This is a genomic window from Snodgrassella sp. W8158 (genome assembly GCF_016100435.1).
Classification (GTDB): Bacteria; Pseudomonadota; Gammaproteobacteria; order Burkholderiales; family Neisseriaceae; genus Snodgrassella; species Snodgrassella alvi.
The window spans coordinates 333,741-348,736 of the sequence record NZ_JACFSM010000001.1; the positions used below are offsets into that span (position 1 = coordinate 333,741).

Consider the following 14,996-nt stretch of genomic DNA (forward strand, 5'->3'; position numbering starts at 1 on the left):
TGACAGTTACAGGTATAGCCAATGTCCGAAATTCAGCCACATCTACTTTGCCGTGAACTTAGCCTGCTGGCTTTCAATCGTCGCGTTCTGGCACAGGCGCAGGATGTACAGGTGCCCTTACTCGAACGTTTACGGTTTTTATGTATCGTTTCTTCCAATCTGGATGAATTTTTTGAAGTACGGATGGCATGGCTGCGGCGTACCCGTGAACTTTCGCCACATATTCCTCTGGCCAATGGCGAACTACCGGATACAGTCATTGCCAATGTAACCGAAGAAGCTCACGCCATTATTGCCGAGCAATACAGATTGTTTAACGATGAGCTGATTCCGGCACTGCGTAGTGAAGGCATATCTTTTTATCCGCGCAGTGAATGGAGTGAGGCACAACGCCAGTGGGTGGCTGATTACTTCCGGCATGAATTGTTACCTATTCTGACCCCTATCGGACTCGATCCTTCGCACCCTTTTCCGCGCTTACTGAATAAATCACTGAATTTTGCAGTAGAACTGGAAGGTAAAGATGCTTTTGGGCGTACCGGCGGCATGGCCATCGTTCAGGCTCCGCGTATTTTGCCAAGAGTACTGAAAATGCCTAAAGAATTATGTGACGGGCATGATGGTTTTGTATTTCTGTCGTCAATCCTGCATGCTCATGTGCATACACTCTTCACCGGAATGAGCGTTAAAGGCTGCTATCAGTTTCGCCTTACCCGCGACAGTGACCTAAGTGTTGATGAAGAAGATCTGGAAAATCTGCGCACGGCAATTGCTGGTGAATTACAGGGAAGACAATATGGAGATGGTGTCCGGCTGGAAGTAGCCGATAATTGTCCGGCACACGTTTACGATTTCCTGCTTAGCCATTTTCATCTGGGACGCGATGAATTGTACCGGGTAAACGGTCCGGTAAATCTGGTACGACTGATGGCCGTACCGGATATGGTTGAACGCAATGATTTAAAATTTCCGCCATTTATTCCCGGCACACCGGCCATTCTGAATAAAAATCGCGATATGTTCAGCATCATCAGCCAGCGCGATATCTTACTCTATCATCCCTATCAGTCTTTCGAACCTACAGTTCGTCTGATTCAGCAGGCGGCTGATGACCCTCAGGTTATTGCGATAAAAATGACCATTTACCGCACTGGCAGTAACTCTGACCTGGTAAAAGCACTGATGAAAGCAGCACTGACAGGCAAACAGGTTACTGTGGTGGTTGAACTGATGGCCCGTTTTGATGAAGAAACCAATCTGAACTGGGCAGGTCAGCTTGAAGCTGCCGGTGCCCATGTCGTATACGGAGTCTTCGGTTATAAAGTTCATGCCAAAATGGCACTGATAGTCCGTCGTGAAGACGGCAGGCTGAAACGCTACGCTCATGTCAGTACGGGTAATTATCATCAGGGCACCAGCCGTATTTATACTGATCTGGGTCTGATGACCTGCAATCAGGATATCAGCGTGGATGTTAATACCGTATTTATGGAAATCACCGGTCTGGGACAACCCAATAATCTGCATAAAATAGCACAAAGCCCGTTTACTCTGCACAAAATGCTTCTCAACAGCATTAATAACGAAATTGAGCAGGCAAAAGCCGGCAAAACAGCTCGTATTATTGCTAAAATGAACGCACTGGTTGAGCCTTCTATTGTCGATGCCCTATATACAGCCAGCCAGGCCGGTGTACAAATTGAGCTGATAGTACGCGGAATATGTGTGCTGCGTCCGGGTGTTAAAGGCTTATCAGAAAATATCCGTGTACGTTCTATAGTCGGCCGGCTGCTGGAACATGCGCGAGTATTTTATTTTGAAAATGGCGGTGATTCTAAACTATGGATATCCAGCGCCGACTGGATGGGGCGAAATCTGTTCCGTCGTGTAGAAATTTGTACACCGATTGAAACACCTGAGCTAAAACAACGTATAATCAAGGAAACTCTGATGCTTGCGCTGGCTGATAATCAGTGTGCATGGCTGATGCAGCCGGATGGCCAGTATGAGCGCATTAAACCAGCAGAGAAAGAGTCAATAACCAATATGCAGAATATGCTTATTGAGCGTTATCGCCAGTAATAATACTGGTTTCAAACCTAAAACTACCGAATGGCCGGTCAGAATGCTGAATTAATTGTGTAGTAAGCAGTTTTAGCCAGTGCCATGGCAAAAAAAGCAAGGTTATCCATCCGGATACCTTGCTTTTCGTTTGAATACATAAAAATTACTGATGTCCGGTACTACCAAAACCGCCTTCTCCGCGGCTGGTTTGCGCAAATTCATCAACCACGGTAAAAGCTGCCTGCATAACCGGCACAATAATCATCTGAGCAATCCGTGCCAGAGGTTCAATCACATACGCTTCATGACTGCGATTCCACAACGATACTTTTAATTCTCCCTGATAATCCGAATCAATTAAACCAACCAGATTACCCAGTACAATCCCATGTTTATGCCCCAGACCGGAACGCGGCAATATCAGAGCTGCATATCCCGGATCAGCCAGATGTATGGCCAGTCCGGTCGGTAGCAGAAAGCTTTCTCCCGGCTGCAAAGTAACCGGTGCTTCAATACAGGCACGTAAATCCAGCCCGGCCGAACCAATCGTCGCATATTCAGGTAATTGTTCTGCCATTGACGGATGTAATATTTTAATTTGTACAGATAACTCAGAAGCACTCATAAAAACCAGTCTTTAAATAATAGATCATTAAAAATATCAGGACAGCACGCCCTTATAACACATCAGTAACAGCCTTTTACTGTCACGGCAATAATTGTGCCAGCCGTTCAACAATAGCCGCAGCCGTATCCGCTTTACTCATTTGCGGTAAAGCCGTTTCCTGCTCGTCATCAAGTAAAATTACCTGATTGGTCGTTTTACCCATAGCCTGACTCACATCATTGGCTACCAGTAACGGTACACCTTTTTTCAGCCGTTTAACACGCGCATGTTCCAGAACATGCTCACTTTCTGCAGCAAAGCCAACACAGAAAGGAGCATCCGGCCGGCTGGCTACGGTTGCCAGTATATCGGCATTTTCAGTCAGTTCGATTACAGGAACAGCCTGCCCCGGCTGTTTTTTCAGTTTTTGCACACTGCGGTTTTTTACTTTGTAATCAGCCACTGCTGCTACAGAAATAAACACATCCTGCTGTGGCAATAAACGCTCGACTGCATTCAGCATAGAATCTGCGCTGACAGCCTGTTCAGAATAAGCCAGCCCTGCTGCCATTGAGGTATTAATCTGTCCGTATACCAAAGATACACTTGCTCCGGCCGCACGACAGGCACGCGCCAGAGCCATACCCATCTGTCCGCTGGAAATATTGGTAATACCGCGTACCGGATCAATGGCTTCAAAGGTTGCCCCTGTCGTAATCAGTACCCGTTTACCAGCCAGCACCGGCAGTGTCCAGACATCTGCCAGCAATTCCGCCAGTTCAGCCACTTCCAGCATCCGTCCGCTGCCAGTTTCGCCACAAGCCTGCTCACCAACTGCCGGTCCGAGTATTTTTATCTGATCCTGACGTAATAAAGCCAGATTGCGCTGATTAGCCGGATTATTCCACATCTGTACATTCATTGCCGGCGCAACAGCCAGCGGACAGGTACGGGCTGCTACCAGAGTTGTCAGCAGATTATCAGCCATTCCGTGCGCTATTTTCGCCAGCGTATTGGCAGAAGCCGGTGCAATCAGCATCACATCTGCCTGACGACTCAGATTGATATGAGCCATCCCGTTGCCGCCGGCAGCATCATGTGTATCCAGTAATACCGGTTCTCCGCTCAGTGCCTGAAAAGTAGTGGGACTGACAAAATCAGTAGCTGCCTGTGTCATCACAACATTAACCTGATGTCCTGCTTTTTTAAGCAATCGCACCAGTTCACAACATTTATATGCAGCAATACCACCACAAATACCCAATAACACCTTTTTCTTCATTACTTATACATCCATCGTCATGACCGGCCGTTAACAGACATCTACCGAATTTTCATTTAACCCAGTCAGAAAAAATAAAACAAACTATTTGATTATAAGGAAAATTTTTTGCATAATCCATTTATACTCACATTCACATTTTATAATTGAAATCAGTACAATCTCATTATCAGATACAACCGCTGAGTAGATCAGATTTAAATGAATATAGCAGCCAATAATTACATGATACACTAGGCAATATTCAGCCTGCCAGACAGCATGTTCTCTGTCAGACCGTACTTTAGCTCAATCCTAACAAAATTTTATTCAATTTAAAAAGTACCGCTAAATCCCTGTTTACATACAAAGTTATACTCTAAGTGGAGAATTTAAACGTATTAACACTTAAATTTCATTGCCCCATACTAAATGCTTGCATACAATGCGTCCCCTAAAGCAGGAGCAGAATCGTTTTTGCACCGTTCTTTAAACATTACAGTAAACATCCATATGCCGAGCATTGGCTGGAACGATTTTTCTGGAGTAACCTTTAATTATGAGCGAAAACGCAATCACCAGACTAGGTGCCGATCCAGCACATTACTTACAGATTAAAGACATCGTCAAGACCTATGGCGATAATTACGCTGTAGACCATATTAATCTGACCATCAAAAAAAACGAAATATTCGCCTTGCTCGGCAGCTCCGGCAGCGGTAAATCGACTTTATTACGCATGCTCGCCGGTATGGAAACACCAACTCAGGGACAGATTATCCTTGATGGTGAAGATATTACTAAACTGCAACCCTACGACCGCCCTATCAATATGATGTTTCAGAGCTATGCCCTGTTTCCGCATATGACGGTCGAACAAAACATCGCTTTCGGACTAAAGCAGGACAAACTGCCCAAAGATGAAATCAGTGCGCGGGTGGAAGAAATGCTGCGTCTGGTACAAATGAGCAAATACGCCAAACGCAAACCACACCAGCTTTCCGGTGGTCAGCAGCAACGCGTTGCGCTGGCACGCAGTCTGGCAAAACGACCTAAATTGCTGTTACTGGATGAACCTCTGGGCGCCTTAGACAAAAAACTGCGTCAGCAAACCCAGCTGGAACTGGTGAATACTCTGGAAAAAGTAGGCGCTACCTGTATTATGGTTACCCATGATCAGGAAGAAGCCATGACAATGGCTTCACGTATTGCCATCATGTCTGACGGACAGTTGCAACAGGTTGGCACACCTTCTGATATTTACGACTATCCAAATAGCCGCTTTACAGCTGAATTCATGGGCGAAACCAATATTCTGGAAGGCAAAGTAACTGAAGACGGTGCCGACCATACCATTATTCACTGCCCCGAAATGCAGCAACTGGTTTATCTTGGTCACGGTATCAGCGGACCGGAAGATCAGAAAATCTGGCTGTCTATTCGTCCTGAAGATATCAACATCTATCGCGAGCAACCTCAGCAGGAATATAACTGGTCAGCCGGAATTGTCAAAGAAATTGCTTATCTGGGCAGTTTTGGTATTTTTCATATCCAGCTGCCTTCCGGCAAAATTATTAAAAGTCAGGTGTTATCCTCATACTGGGAACAATACAGCATTCCTATGCCCACCTGGGAAGAAAAAGTTTACATCAGCTGGCCGGATAATCAGGTCAGTCCTCTGACCTATTAATTGGCGCGGGAGCTTAAACATGAACTGGTTTAACCGCCTCAAAGGCTTGCGCCCGACACAGGGACTGGTTGTCGGCATCCCTTATATCTGGCTACTGGTACTTTTCCTTATCCCGTTTTTTATCGTACTTAAAATCAGCTTTGCCGAACAGGATATTGCTATCCCGCCCTATACTCCGCTGTATCATGTAGATGCTGAAATGGGACGGGTAAATATTCTGGTCAGCTACCAGAATTATGCCGACATTTTCAATGATTTCTGGCATTCTCTCGGACAAATGTTTATTGGCAATCTAGGCGATAATATTTACCTGCTGACTTACTGGTTATCAATTAAAACAGCTTTCACTACGACACTTATCTGTTTGCTGGCGGGTTATCCGATAGCCTATGCCATCGCCCGGGCACCGGAAAAAATCCGTAACGGTCTGCTGCTTACCATTATGCTGCCTTTCTGGACATCATTTCTGCTGCGCGTATATGCATGGATGAGCCTGCTCGGCCATAACGGTATTATTAATACTTATCTGATCAAATGGGGACTCATCAACAACCCGATGAATATGCTATACAACTCATTCTCACTGAATCTGGTTATGGTATATACCTATCTGCCCTTTATGATTCTGCCTCTGTACACTCAGCTGGTAAAACTGGACAACCGCCTGCTGGAAGCCGCTGCCGATCTCGGTGCCGGTCCTATTAAAGCGTTTGTTTCCATTACTCTGCCACTATCCAAAGCCGGGATTATCTCCGGTTCGATGCTGGTCTTTATTCCGGCAGTTGGTGAGTTTGTGATACCCGAACTGATAGGCGGACCAAAAAATCTGATGATTGGTAAAGTACTGTGGCAGGCTTTCTTCGATCAGAATAACTGGCCGCTGGCGTCAGCAGTTGCTGTTATTATGGTGCTGTTACTGGTGATTCCGATTACCTTGTTCCATCGTTATGAAAACCGGGAAATTGAAGAAGGAGCCAGCCATGCATAAAAACATATCATCCTGGTTTCTCAGAGTAATGCTGTTTCTGGGGCTGGCATTTCTGTATATACCCTTGGTTGTCCTGATTATCTACTCATTCAACAATTCGCGACTGGTCACTGTCTGGGGAGGTTTTTCCACTCAGTGGTACAGTAAATTATTACAGAATGAACAGATACTTGATGCTGCGTGGCTTTCAGTACGCATTGCTCTGTGCTCGGCGGCAGCCGCAGTCATTCTGGGAACACTTGCCGGCTATGCACTAGCCCGCATCAAACGTTTCCGTGGTAATACCTTGTTTGCCGGTATGGTTTCTGCACCAATGGTTATGCCGGACATCATTACCGGTTTGTCCATGCTGCTGTTAATTATTCAGGTACAGATATTGCTGCAAAACAGTGTTTTTAGCTTTCTGTATTTTGAACGCGGCTTTTTTACTATCTGGCTTGGTCATACCACCCTGTGTATGGCCTATGTAACTGTTATTATCCGCTCACGTTTGTCTGAACTTAATCAGTCACTGGAAGAAGCAGCCAAGGATCTTGGTGCGAGGCCATTAAAGGTATTTTTTCTGATTACACTGCCTTCAATTGCTCCGGCTATTGCATCCGGCTTTCTGCTGTCCATTACGCTGTCGCTGGATGATTTAGTCATTACATCATTCCTGTCCGGTCCGGGTTCTTCCACTTTACCAATGATTATATTTTCAAAAATCAAACTGGGGCTGGATCCGCAAATGAATGTACTGGCCACCATCATCATTGCACTGGTAGGTACATTGGTTATAGGTATTAATTACTTCATGATGCGGCAAAATACCCGACGTGAACGGGAAATGGCAGAAGCCTATCGACAGAGCCAGTTACTTGAGGCTAACAAATAAAAATGCATACATGGCAGCTATCTGATTTCGGTTAGCTGCCAATTTTTCATCTTCCTAATCAGTTTAATCATTGTAACTATGTCTACACACATGCCACCAGATACAGAACGCATTGACAGCTACTATACAGCCAGCTGTAATGACCACAGCCACTATCCAAGTTTAACAGGTACTGTTGAAGTTGAAACCTGCATCATTGGTGGCGGACTGAGCGGAATCGGTACTGCATTGCCATTGGCACAACAGCAGCATAGTGTAGCACTTATCGAAGCCGCCCGAATCGGTTATGGCGCCTCCGGCCGTAACGGCGGTCAGGTCATTTATGGTTACGCTGCAGAAATGAGCAATATGGCCGGCATGATCGGACTGAAAAACGCACAAACACTCTGGCAGTGGAGCCGTGAAGCTGTCACTCTGATTGAACAACAGATTCAAACCTACCAAATCAGCTGTGACTGGCAACGCGGTTACGCTCATGCAGCCATCCGGCCGCGCCAGCTGCGTGCCTTAACTGAATGGGTGAAAGAAGCTGTCGAACACTACCATTTTCATGATTATGAAGTATGGAATTCAAACCAGCTGCAACAGCAACTGGCCAGCGAACGCTATACCGGCGCGATTTTTGACCATCAGGCCGGACATTTACATCCACTAAACTACTTACTTGGACTGGCTCGTGCAGCTGCCCGTGCCGGAGCATTGCTGTTTGAACATTCCCCTATGCTTTCGCTGAAAACGTGGCAGCACGGATACCGGATTACCACACCAAACGGAAATATCATTGCCAAAAACCTCGTGATTGCCGTCAATGCCTTTACCCGCAGCCTCCGGCAGGCACCTATAAAGGCACTCGAAGCCAAAATCCTGCCGGTAGGTACATACATGATTGCCACCCAGCCGCTTGGGAAACGTGCTCAGCAACTTATCAAAAATAACATGGCAGTATGTGATACCCGTTTTGTACTTGATTATTATCGCCTGAGTGCAGACAAACGTCTGTTATTCGGCGGAAAAGTCAATTATTCCGGTCGTGAACCCGGCCGGCTGCAACTCATTCAGAGTATGCGCCGTGACATGCTTAAAGTATTTCCACAACTGGCTGATGCAGAAATTGATTATGCCTGGGGTGGTCTGGTTGATATCAGCATGAACCGCCTGCCCCATTTCGGGCGTCTTAACCCGCAACTCTATTTTTTACAAGGATTTTCAGGACATGGCGTGGCTGCTGCCGGTATGGGCGGGCAAATTATTGCTGAGGCAATCAGCGGCGATGACAGCCGCCTGTGCATGTTTGAAAAAATTATACATCACAACTTTCCCGGTGGCAGTTTACTGCGCCTGCCCATACAATGGGCAGGAACAGGTTATTACCGTCTAAAAGATTTATTACCTTAATTTTAAGAGTTATAAACTTAACTATAGTACAATCAATACCCGTTTTTGAATTCAAGCAACAGGCTTCATGACCGCTTCCGACTCTTCTGCCTTTTATCAGCATGCATTACAACAGTGCCTGCTCATACAAACCGGCCTGATGCAAAGCCATATACTGACTAACGGCGAAAAAGTATGGGTACGGCAAGCTGGTGCACGCAATAGTGCCTGGCGCTATCACTTATTAAAAATAGCTCAGAAAATAAGTGGTATTCACATGCTGCAACCTGTACCCAATTTGGGTGGAATACCTGCACTGCAAACCGAAGCATCCCGTCTGCGGGCTCTGACCTCAGCAGGAGTGCGGGTTCCTGCCATTCTGGCGCAACAACCGGATGCACTGATGATTAGTCATATTGGCGATCACAATCTGGAAAAAGAATGGAAACACTGTAAGCATCAGCCTGAACTTCTGTTGCAACGCTGGCAGCTTGGTCTTAACGCCATCGAAGATGTACATAAACGCAAGCAATACCTGAGTGAAACTTTTGCGCGCAATATGATTTACATTAATCAGAACAGCATAGGCTTTATCGATTTCGAAGATGATCCTTTATCCGCGATGACATTAACGCAATGCCATTCCCGCGACTGGCTATGCTATCTGCACTCAGGTGCACGTTTAATGCAGGAATTCGGCGTAACTATTCAGGCTAAAGAATTATGGCATAGCGTACTGCATAATCAACCTGATGAAGTAAGTAGTATTGTCAACAAAAGCTTACATAAAATCCGCTGGATGCGTCATCTAAAGGCTAAATTTTATGGTAAAGATACACTTAAGCTTGCCGCGATGGCCGGATATGCCTGAAACAGCCCGGCTAACACAATCATGATCGATATTGCAAATTCAGGTATATAAAATAATTTTTCTCATCAAGCAAAAAAGCTGTAGCAACAATAACATGCTACAGCTTTTTTAAGCATTAACTGAATTCAGCTTGCAGCCCGCTGACAATGCATCACCATTTTCTGCAACATCCATGGTTCTAATAACTGAATATGCTTGTGCTCAACTTTTATCCAGCCTTCATGCTGAAATTTAGACAAAGTACGGCTTACTGTTTCCAGCTTTAGCCCCAGATAGCTGCCAATTTCTTCACGTGACATACGCAAAATAAAATCATTTGCAGCAAAACCACGAAAACTCAGACGATGAGATAAATTCACCAGAAACGCAGCCAGACGCTCTTCTGCACGCATATTACCCAGCATCAGCATCAGCTCCTGAGTACGCAGAATTTCCTGACTCATCAGACGATAAAAATGTATTTGTAATGAAGGCAAAATATTACCGGCATCTTCCATATTAGTGAATGGTAGCTCACATACCTCACTATCTTCCAGAGCTACTGCATCACAGCCATGAACATTATGACAAATACCGTCCAGCCCCAACAATTCACCTGACATAAAAAAACCAGTTACCTGATCTCGTCCGTCCCGGCTATTAACCATGGTTTTAAAAAAACCGGTTCGTATGGCAAATATTGCATCAAACGGTTCACCGGCACGAAACAGATACTCCCCTTTTTTTAAACGACGACTCTGACGAATAATCGCTCCTAAATCGGTTAGTTCCCGCTCTTTAAGCATTACCGGCATACAGAGAATATGCAAAGAACATTTTTCGCATAATTTCTGTACTATTTCACCCTGTTTATACAATCTAATCATAATATATTTAATAATTACTGATTACACTTTGCCCAGAACATCATATAAAAAACATATTGATATAAATCAATTTTTTAAAAACTATCCAATATAGTATTGTTATAGACAAAGTGAATTGAATTTCCTTCAGACCCTGATTTAATAAAAAAATTGGCTTATTATGTTTTCACTGCTTTACTTTACTGCCGGATGTATTCTACCATAAATAGTTATCACTCCTATCTATTTCACCAGACCAACACAAGAATAACCATCATTATCCAATGAACACACCACGCATCAACATAGAATTCGACCGTACCCTTATTGCTTCCTTACCGTCTTCCGGCCCGCGTTATACTTCCTACCCTACAGCAGACCGTTTTAATACTTCATTCACCGCAACTCAGTTACAAACTGCTTTACAGCAAAATATTGGTGACAAACCAGTCTCCCTGTACGTACATGTGCCTTTCTGTAATACCATCTGTTACTATTGCGGCTGTAATAAAATTATTACCAAAGATACCAGCCGTGCCGATATATATATCCGGTATCTGGATAAAGAAATGGCACTGCTGGCAAAAAACTGGCAGAGTAAACCGCTGCTGGCACAATTACATTTCGGCGGCGGTACACCAACCTTTCTGAATGATGACCAGCTCAGTCATATCTTTGCCAGTATCAGCCGCTACTTTACCCTGTCAGAACAGGGTGAATATTCAATTGAAATCGACCCGCGTAAAGTGACAGCTGAAACTGTAGCTCATCTGGGCAGACTCGGTTTTAACCGGATGAGCGTCGGTATTCAGGATTTCAATCCGGCGGTACAACAGGCCGTTAACCGCATCCAGAGCGAAGCTGAAACCCGGACAGTTATTGAGGCAGCCAGAGCTAATGGTTTTCACTCTGTCAGTGTCGACTTAATCTATGGCTTACCGCACCAGACTGAAGCCTCTATGCGCTGCACACTGGATCACGTACTGACTCTGCAGCCGGATCGCATTGCCATGTATCACTATGCACATCTGCCACATCTGTTCAAACCACAGCGGCGTATTGATACATCAGCCGTACCCAACAGCAGTGTTAAACTGGATATTCTGCAAAACACCGTTCAATATCTGTTACAGCAGGGCTATATCTTCATCGGCATGGATCATTTTGCCAAACCTGATGACGAACTGGCCATTGCCTTATCTGAAGGCCGCCTGCAACGCAATTTTCAGGGTTATTCAACCCATGCAGACTGTGACTTAATCGCCATCGGCGTATCCAGCATCGGCAAAATCAACAATATCTACAGCCAGAATGAAAAAGAACTGTCTGCCTACTATCAGGCTCTGGATGAAAACCGCCTGCCGGTTATGCGCGGCTACCAGCTTAATGCAGACGACTTACTGCGCCGGCGTGTAATTCAGGATTTAATGTGCCGCTTCCAGCTTAATTACCCTGATTATAGCCATGCCATGCAGCAACCTTTTCAAACATACTTTGCTGCTGAGCAGACTGATTTACAGCATCTGCAACAGCTTGGCTTGCTCAATCTTAGTGATCAGAATTTACAGGTTACACCCAAAGGGAGGCTGCTGATTCGCAATATCGCCATGGTATTTGACTACTATTTGCGCCAGAAGCGCACCGAAGCCCAGTATTCGCGTACATTATAATAATCAAACCGCAACAGTTACCATCGTTTTATCAGCAAGATAAATAACGTTGCCAAAATTAATAAATACTGCAACTGTCCGTCATCGCCATTTACTTAACTGCAAACCAATTTTACTGTTTAAAATTAAACCAGTTCCCACGGTAAATCACACCGTTTATGAACTGGTTTTAATTTTTCTCATTACGCAATTGCTGAGCAGCCCAACGTAAATCATATTGCCAGGTATAAAGCATACTTCCAGATGCTTTCAACTCCTGCTCATATTTATTTACTGACATCCTTAGCCAGCCAACTCCGCCTAAGTACTTCAGTGCTTCAATCACCCTCTGGTAACCACTGGTTAATCCTCTTTATAATTATTCTGGTCATTTATGCCTGAACGATATATAAATTACTCAGTATCCTGAAAAAAGAACAGTCTGGCATCATTGAAATGTTTACTACACCTGATAAGCTGAAACAGTTTTTACATTACACATGCACTAGTACACTGCCTACTATACTTAATCAGCGCCAGGATGCATTACAGCATCTGCCCGTTAATTTTCGCTGCGCTGCTATACTGATACCTGTTGACTGGAATCATGGTAACGCGCAAATCTGGCTCACTCAGCGCAGTCAGCAACTACGCCAGCACCGCGGACAAATCGCTTTTCCCGGCGGCAAACTGGAAAATAATGAAAGCAGTATCAATGCAGCATTTCGCGAAAGCGAAGAAGAAACCGGACTAATCCGTAATCAGTGGCGGCTGGTCGGAACCTTACCCCAATGCTATCTGCCCAGCGGTTTCAAAGTTGTTCCTGTTCTGGCCTGGACCAATTCATCTCTGCACTGGCAGCTCAACCCGTCAGAAGTCAGCGAAATATTCCCTGTACCCTTACCTGTTGTTCTAGATAGCGGGCTATACCAGCATAGTATTACTCAATATCAGTATCTTAAGCTTAAGGTTTATCATTTACATTATCAGAACCGGCATATCTGGGGAGCGACTGCATGCATGCTATTACACCTGGCTCAATGCTATCAGGTATGGAGCAGGCAAAACCATCAACACTAATCCAGTAAATCAACACGTACTATTTCTCCGCATAACTGTCTTACCTGCTCCAGACAATGTGCCGGTTTCAGGGCCTGAAAAGCATAAGTAAGCTGAGCCTGAAAACTTCCGGCAGCTATTTCTTCGCCATCTCCAGCCACACCACTGGGCATATCCAGTGCCACCTTAAACACATCTGCCTGAGAAACTGCATCAAAACAACGTGCAATAGCCTGAGGCAATTTACCATGGAAACCAGTACCATAAACAGCATCCACAACCAGATGAACAGACGGCAGCACAGTATGCAATTGCGAAACATCAATACAATCTACAGTAACCGGCAGACATTTCCGGTTGGCTTCGGCAAGAGCTGATAATCGCTGTCCCTGTAAAAACATAATCGTTACCGGCCAGCCATGTAAAGACAATACTCGGGTCAGTACCAGCCCGTCGCCTGCATTATTCCCTTTGCCACACAGTATCAGCGCATGCTGCGGGGAACGAAACCGACATAATAAATCCTTCGCTGCACGACTTCCTGCATGTTCCATCATTCGGGCATAACTCAAACCTTCCCGGTTCTGTGTATCCTCCCATGCTTTCATCTGTGCCACAGTCCAGACCGGCGTATTCATATCTTGTCCTTTAGCAGGAAAAACAGATTATTATCATACTTGGGTATTCCGGCGTTCAATCTGTACACCCACTTCCTTAATACCAGCAAGAATTCCCGGCTTCACCACTTTCACCCGCACCCATAATGCCCCGTAACGGTTCAATATAAACTGCGCCACGTACTCTGCCAGTGCTTCCAGTAACAAAAATTCCTGTTCAGCAAGTGTCTCACGCAAATCATCAGCCACTCTGGCATAGTGAATCGTATCGTCAATATTATCGCTTTGCGCCGCCTGTTGAAAATCTGTACCAATATCCACATCCAGCAACAATGTTTGCTGTTGCTGCCGCTCCCACTGATATAACCCAATCAGCGTCTGCGCAGTCATGCCGTGTAAAAAGATAGTATCCATGTCCAACCTACTGAGCTAAAATGCAAACCCTCAGATTGTAGACTAAAGAAACCGCTTTATGGTCAATTACCTTGCAATTATCGGTGCCTATTTACTGGGTTCCCTGTCTTTTGCCGTTATTGTTTCACGCTGTATGGGTATGCCTGATCCGCACAGCTATGGTTCCGGCAATCCTGGTGCTACCAATGTTTTGCGTACAGGCAAAAAAAGTGCTGCTGCTCTTACACTGTTAGGCGATGCACTCAAAGGCTGGCTGGCCGTCTGGCTGGCAAAACACTATCAGACGATCTGGCAACTGGACAGCAATACCATTGCCATAATTGCCGTAGTGGTTCTCATTGGCCACATGTGGCCGGTATTTTTCAAATTTAAAGGTGGTAAAGGCGTAGCTACTGCACTGGGTGTACTCCTGGCTTTATCATGGCCTACTGCACTTATTTGTGCAGCAGTATGGCTGATTATGGCCTTTGGTTTCAAAGTATCTTCACTGGCCGCATTAATAGCTACTCTGATCAGCCCGTTTGCTGCCTGGTGGTTTATGCCTCAGTTAAGCTGGGTAATTGCTGTTATAGTGATTGATATACTGGTTCTTTACCGGCATAAAAGCAATATCAAAAACCTGTTCAGTGGTCGTGAAGGTAAAATTGGCGAAACTAAATAATAAATTGACATAGCGACCATAA

Annotated in this window: 14 protein-coding genes; 9 read left to right on the plus strand and 5 right to left on the minus strand. The window is 45.1% G+C overall.

The annotated features are described in order from the left end of the window. Positions 1 to 21: 21 nt before the first annotated feature. Positions 22 to 2,082: a polyphosphate kinase 1 gene (gene ppk1 / locus H3V11_RS01400; RefSeq protein ID WP_198223447.1), complete on the plus strand. Its 2,061-nt coding sequence runs from the start codon at positions 22 to 24 to the stop codon at positions 2,080 to 2,082. A 145-nt stretch (positions 2,083 to 2,227) separates the two neighbouring features. On the opposite strand, the gene dut is transcribed toward ppk1, so the two are convergent. Both dut and coaBC read right to left on the minus strand, forming a co-directional pair. Further along, positions 2,228 to 2,689, minus strand: a complete 462-nt coding sequence (gene dut / locus H3V11_RS01405) for a dUTP diphosphatase (protein WP_174830522.1) — start codon at positions 2,687 to 2,689, stop codon at positions 2,228 to 2,230. 82 nt (positions 2,690 to 2,771) lie between these two features. Further along, a complete protein-coding gene (coaBC, locus tag H3V11_RS01410; protein WP_198223448.1) occupies positions 2,772 to 3,953 on the minus strand; it encodes a bifunctional phosphopantothenoylcysteine decarboxylase/phosphopantothenate--cysteine ligase CoaBC in 1,182 nt (393 codons plus the stop codon). A 538-nt stretch (positions 3,954 to 4,491) separates the two neighbouring features. Here coaBC and H3V11_RS01415 point away from each other — a divergent pair. From H3V11_RS01415 to H3V11_RS01435, 5 genes are all read left to right on the plus strand, one after another. Next, positions 4,492 to 5,622, plus strand: coding sequence for an ABC transporter ATP-binding protein (locus H3V11_RS01415; protein WP_198223449.1), 1,131 nt, complete (start codon positions 4,492 to 4,494; stop codon positions 5,620 to 5,622). Positions 5,623 to 5,641: 19 nt separating this feature from the next. Further along, positions 5,642 to 6,610, plus strand: coding sequence for an ABC transporter permease subunit (locus tag H3V11_RS01420; RefSeq protein ID WP_078475665.1), 969 nt, complete (start codon positions 5,642 to 5,644; stop codon positions 6,608 to 6,610). Continuing rightward, positions 6,603 to 7,484, plus strand: a complete 882-nt coding sequence (locus H3V11_RS01425; protein ID WP_025331195.1) for an ABC transporter permease subunit — start codon at positions 6,603 to 6,605, stop codon at positions 7,482 to 7,484. Before H3V11_RS01420 ends, H3V11_RS01425 begins: the two co-directional genes overlap by 8 nt. A gap of 78 nt (positions 7,485 to 7,562) precedes the next feature. After that, positions 7,563 to 8,879, plus strand: a complete 1,317-nt coding sequence (locus tag H3V11_RS01430) for an FAD-binding oxidoreductase (protein ID WP_232335732.1) — start codon at positions 7,563 to 7,565, stop codon at positions 8,877 to 8,879. Positions 8,880 to 8,946: 67 nt separating this feature from the next. Continuing rightward, positions 8,947 to 9,729: a hypothetical protein gene (locus tag H3V11_RS01435; RefSeq protein ID WP_198223450.1), complete on the plus strand. Its 783-nt coding sequence runs from the start codon at positions 8,947 to 8,949 to the stop codon at positions 9,727 to 9,729. 125 nt (positions 9,730 to 9,854) lie between these two features. Here the strand turns inward: H3V11_RS01435 and fnr are convergent, their stop codons facing one another. Then, positions 9,855 to 10,595 (minus strand): fumarate/nitrate reduction transcriptional regulator Fnr, encoded by a 741-nt coding sequence (gene fnr / locus H3V11_RS01440; protein WP_025331198.1) that lies wholly within the window; start codon positions 10,593 to 10,595, stop codon positions 9,855 to 9,857. A 263-nt stretch (positions 10,596 to 10,858) separates the two neighbouring features. On the opposite strand from fnr, the gene hemN reads away from it, so the two are divergent. Together hemN and H3V11_RS01450 are read left to right on the plus strand one after the other, a co-directional pair. After that, positions 10,859 to 12,244, plus strand: a complete 1,386-nt coding sequence (gene hemN, locus H3V11_RS01445) for an oxygen-independent coproporphyrinogen III oxidase (RefSeq protein WP_100125823.1) — start codon at positions 10,859 to 10,861, stop codon at positions 12,242 to 12,244. A 435-nt stretch (positions 12,245 to 12,679) separates the two neighbouring features. Further along, complete coding sequence (locus H3V11_RS01450; RefSeq protein ID WP_084552048.1) at positions 12,680 to 13,303, plus strand: CoA pyrophosphatase; 624 nt, start codon at positions 12,680 to 12,682, stop codon at positions 13,301 to 13,303. Here H3V11_RS01450 and H3V11_RS01455 read toward each other — a convergent pair. Both H3V11_RS01455 and folB read right to left on the minus strand, forming a co-directional pair. Then, the gene (locus H3V11_RS01455) at positions 13,300 to 13,920 is read right to left on the minus strand and encodes an NAD(P)H-hydrate epimerase (RefSeq protein ID WP_198223451.1); all 621 of its coding nucleotides are present in this window, start codon (positions 13,918 to 13,920) and stop codon (positions 13,300 to 13,302) included. The two genes, H3V11_RS01450 and H3V11_RS01455, sit on opposite strands and share 4 nt — an antisense overlap. 33 nt (positions 13,921 to 13,953) lie before the next feature. Next, complete coding sequence (gene folB / locus H3V11_RS01460; protein WP_084552050.1) at positions 13,954 to 14,313, minus strand: dihydroneopterin aldolase; 360 nt, start codon at positions 14,311 to 14,313, stop codon at positions 13,954 to 13,956. A 58-nt stretch (positions 14,314 to 14,371) separates the two neighbouring features. Between folB and plsY the strand changes: the two genes are divergently transcribed. Continuing rightward, positions 14,372 to 14,974 (plus strand): glycerol-3-phosphate 1-O-acyltransferase PlsY, encoded by a 603-nt coding sequence (plsY, locus tag H3V11_RS01465; protein WP_084552051.1) that lies wholly within the window; start codon positions 14,372 to 14,374, stop codon positions 14,972 to 14,974. Positions 14,975 to 14,996: the final 22 nt, after the last annotated feature.

Excerpts from the sequence above, each read along its gene's own strand:
- hemN (WP_100125823.1), top strand. The coding sequence starts at position 10,859 with ATGAACACACCACGCATCAACATAGAATTCGACCGTACCCTTATTGCT.
- ppk1 (WP_198223447.1), top strand. The coding sequence starts at position 22 with ATGTCCGAAATTCAGCCACATCTACTTTGCCGTGAACTTAGCCTGCTG.
- fnr (WP_025331198.1), bottom strand. The coding sequence starts at position 10,595 with ATGATTAGATTGTATAAACAGGGTGAAATAGTACAGAAATTATGCGAA.
- H3V11_RS01420 (WP_078475665.1), top strand. The coding sequence starts at position 5,642 with ATGAACTGGTTTAACCGCCTCAAAGGCTTGCGCCCGACACAGGGACTG.
- H3V11_RS01425 (WP_025331195.1), top strand. The coding sequence starts at position 6,603 with ATGCATAAAAACATATCATCCTGGTTTCTCAGAGTAATGCTGTTTCTG.
- folB (WP_084552050.1), bottom strand. The coding sequence starts at position 14,313 with ATGGATACTATCTTTTTACACGGCATGACTGCGCAGACGCTGATTGGG.
- H3V11_RS01430 (WP_232335732.1), top strand. The coding sequence starts at position 7,563 with ATGTCTACACACATGCCACCAGATACAGAACGCATTGACAGCTACTAT.
- H3V11_RS01455 (WP_198223451.1), bottom strand. The coding sequence starts at position 13,920 with ATGAATACGCCGGTCTGGACTGTGGCACAGATGAAAGCATGGGAGGAT.
- H3V11_RS01415 (WP_198223449.1), top strand. The coding sequence starts at position 4,492 with ATGAGCGAAAACGCAATCACCAGACTAGGTGCCGATCCAGCACATTAC.
- dut (WP_174830522.1), bottom strand. The coding sequence starts at position 2,689 with ATGAGTGCTTCTGAGTTATCTGTACAAATTAAAATATTACATCCGTCA.
- plsY (WP_084552051.1), top strand. The coding sequence starts at position 14,372 with ATGGTCAATTACCTTGCAATTATCGGTGCCTATTTACTGGGTTCCCTG.
- coaBC (WP_198223448.1), bottom strand. The coding sequence starts at position 3,953 with ATGAAGAAAAAGGTGTTATTGGGTATTTGTGGTGGTATTGCTGCATAT.
- H3V11_RS01450 (WP_084552048.1), top strand. The coding sequence starts at position 12,680 with ATGTTTACTACACCTGATAAGCTGAAACAGTTTTTACATTACACATGC.
- H3V11_RS01435 (WP_198223450.1), top strand. The coding sequence starts at position 8,947 with ATGACCGCTTCCGACTCTTCTGCCTTTTATCAGCATGCATTACAACAG.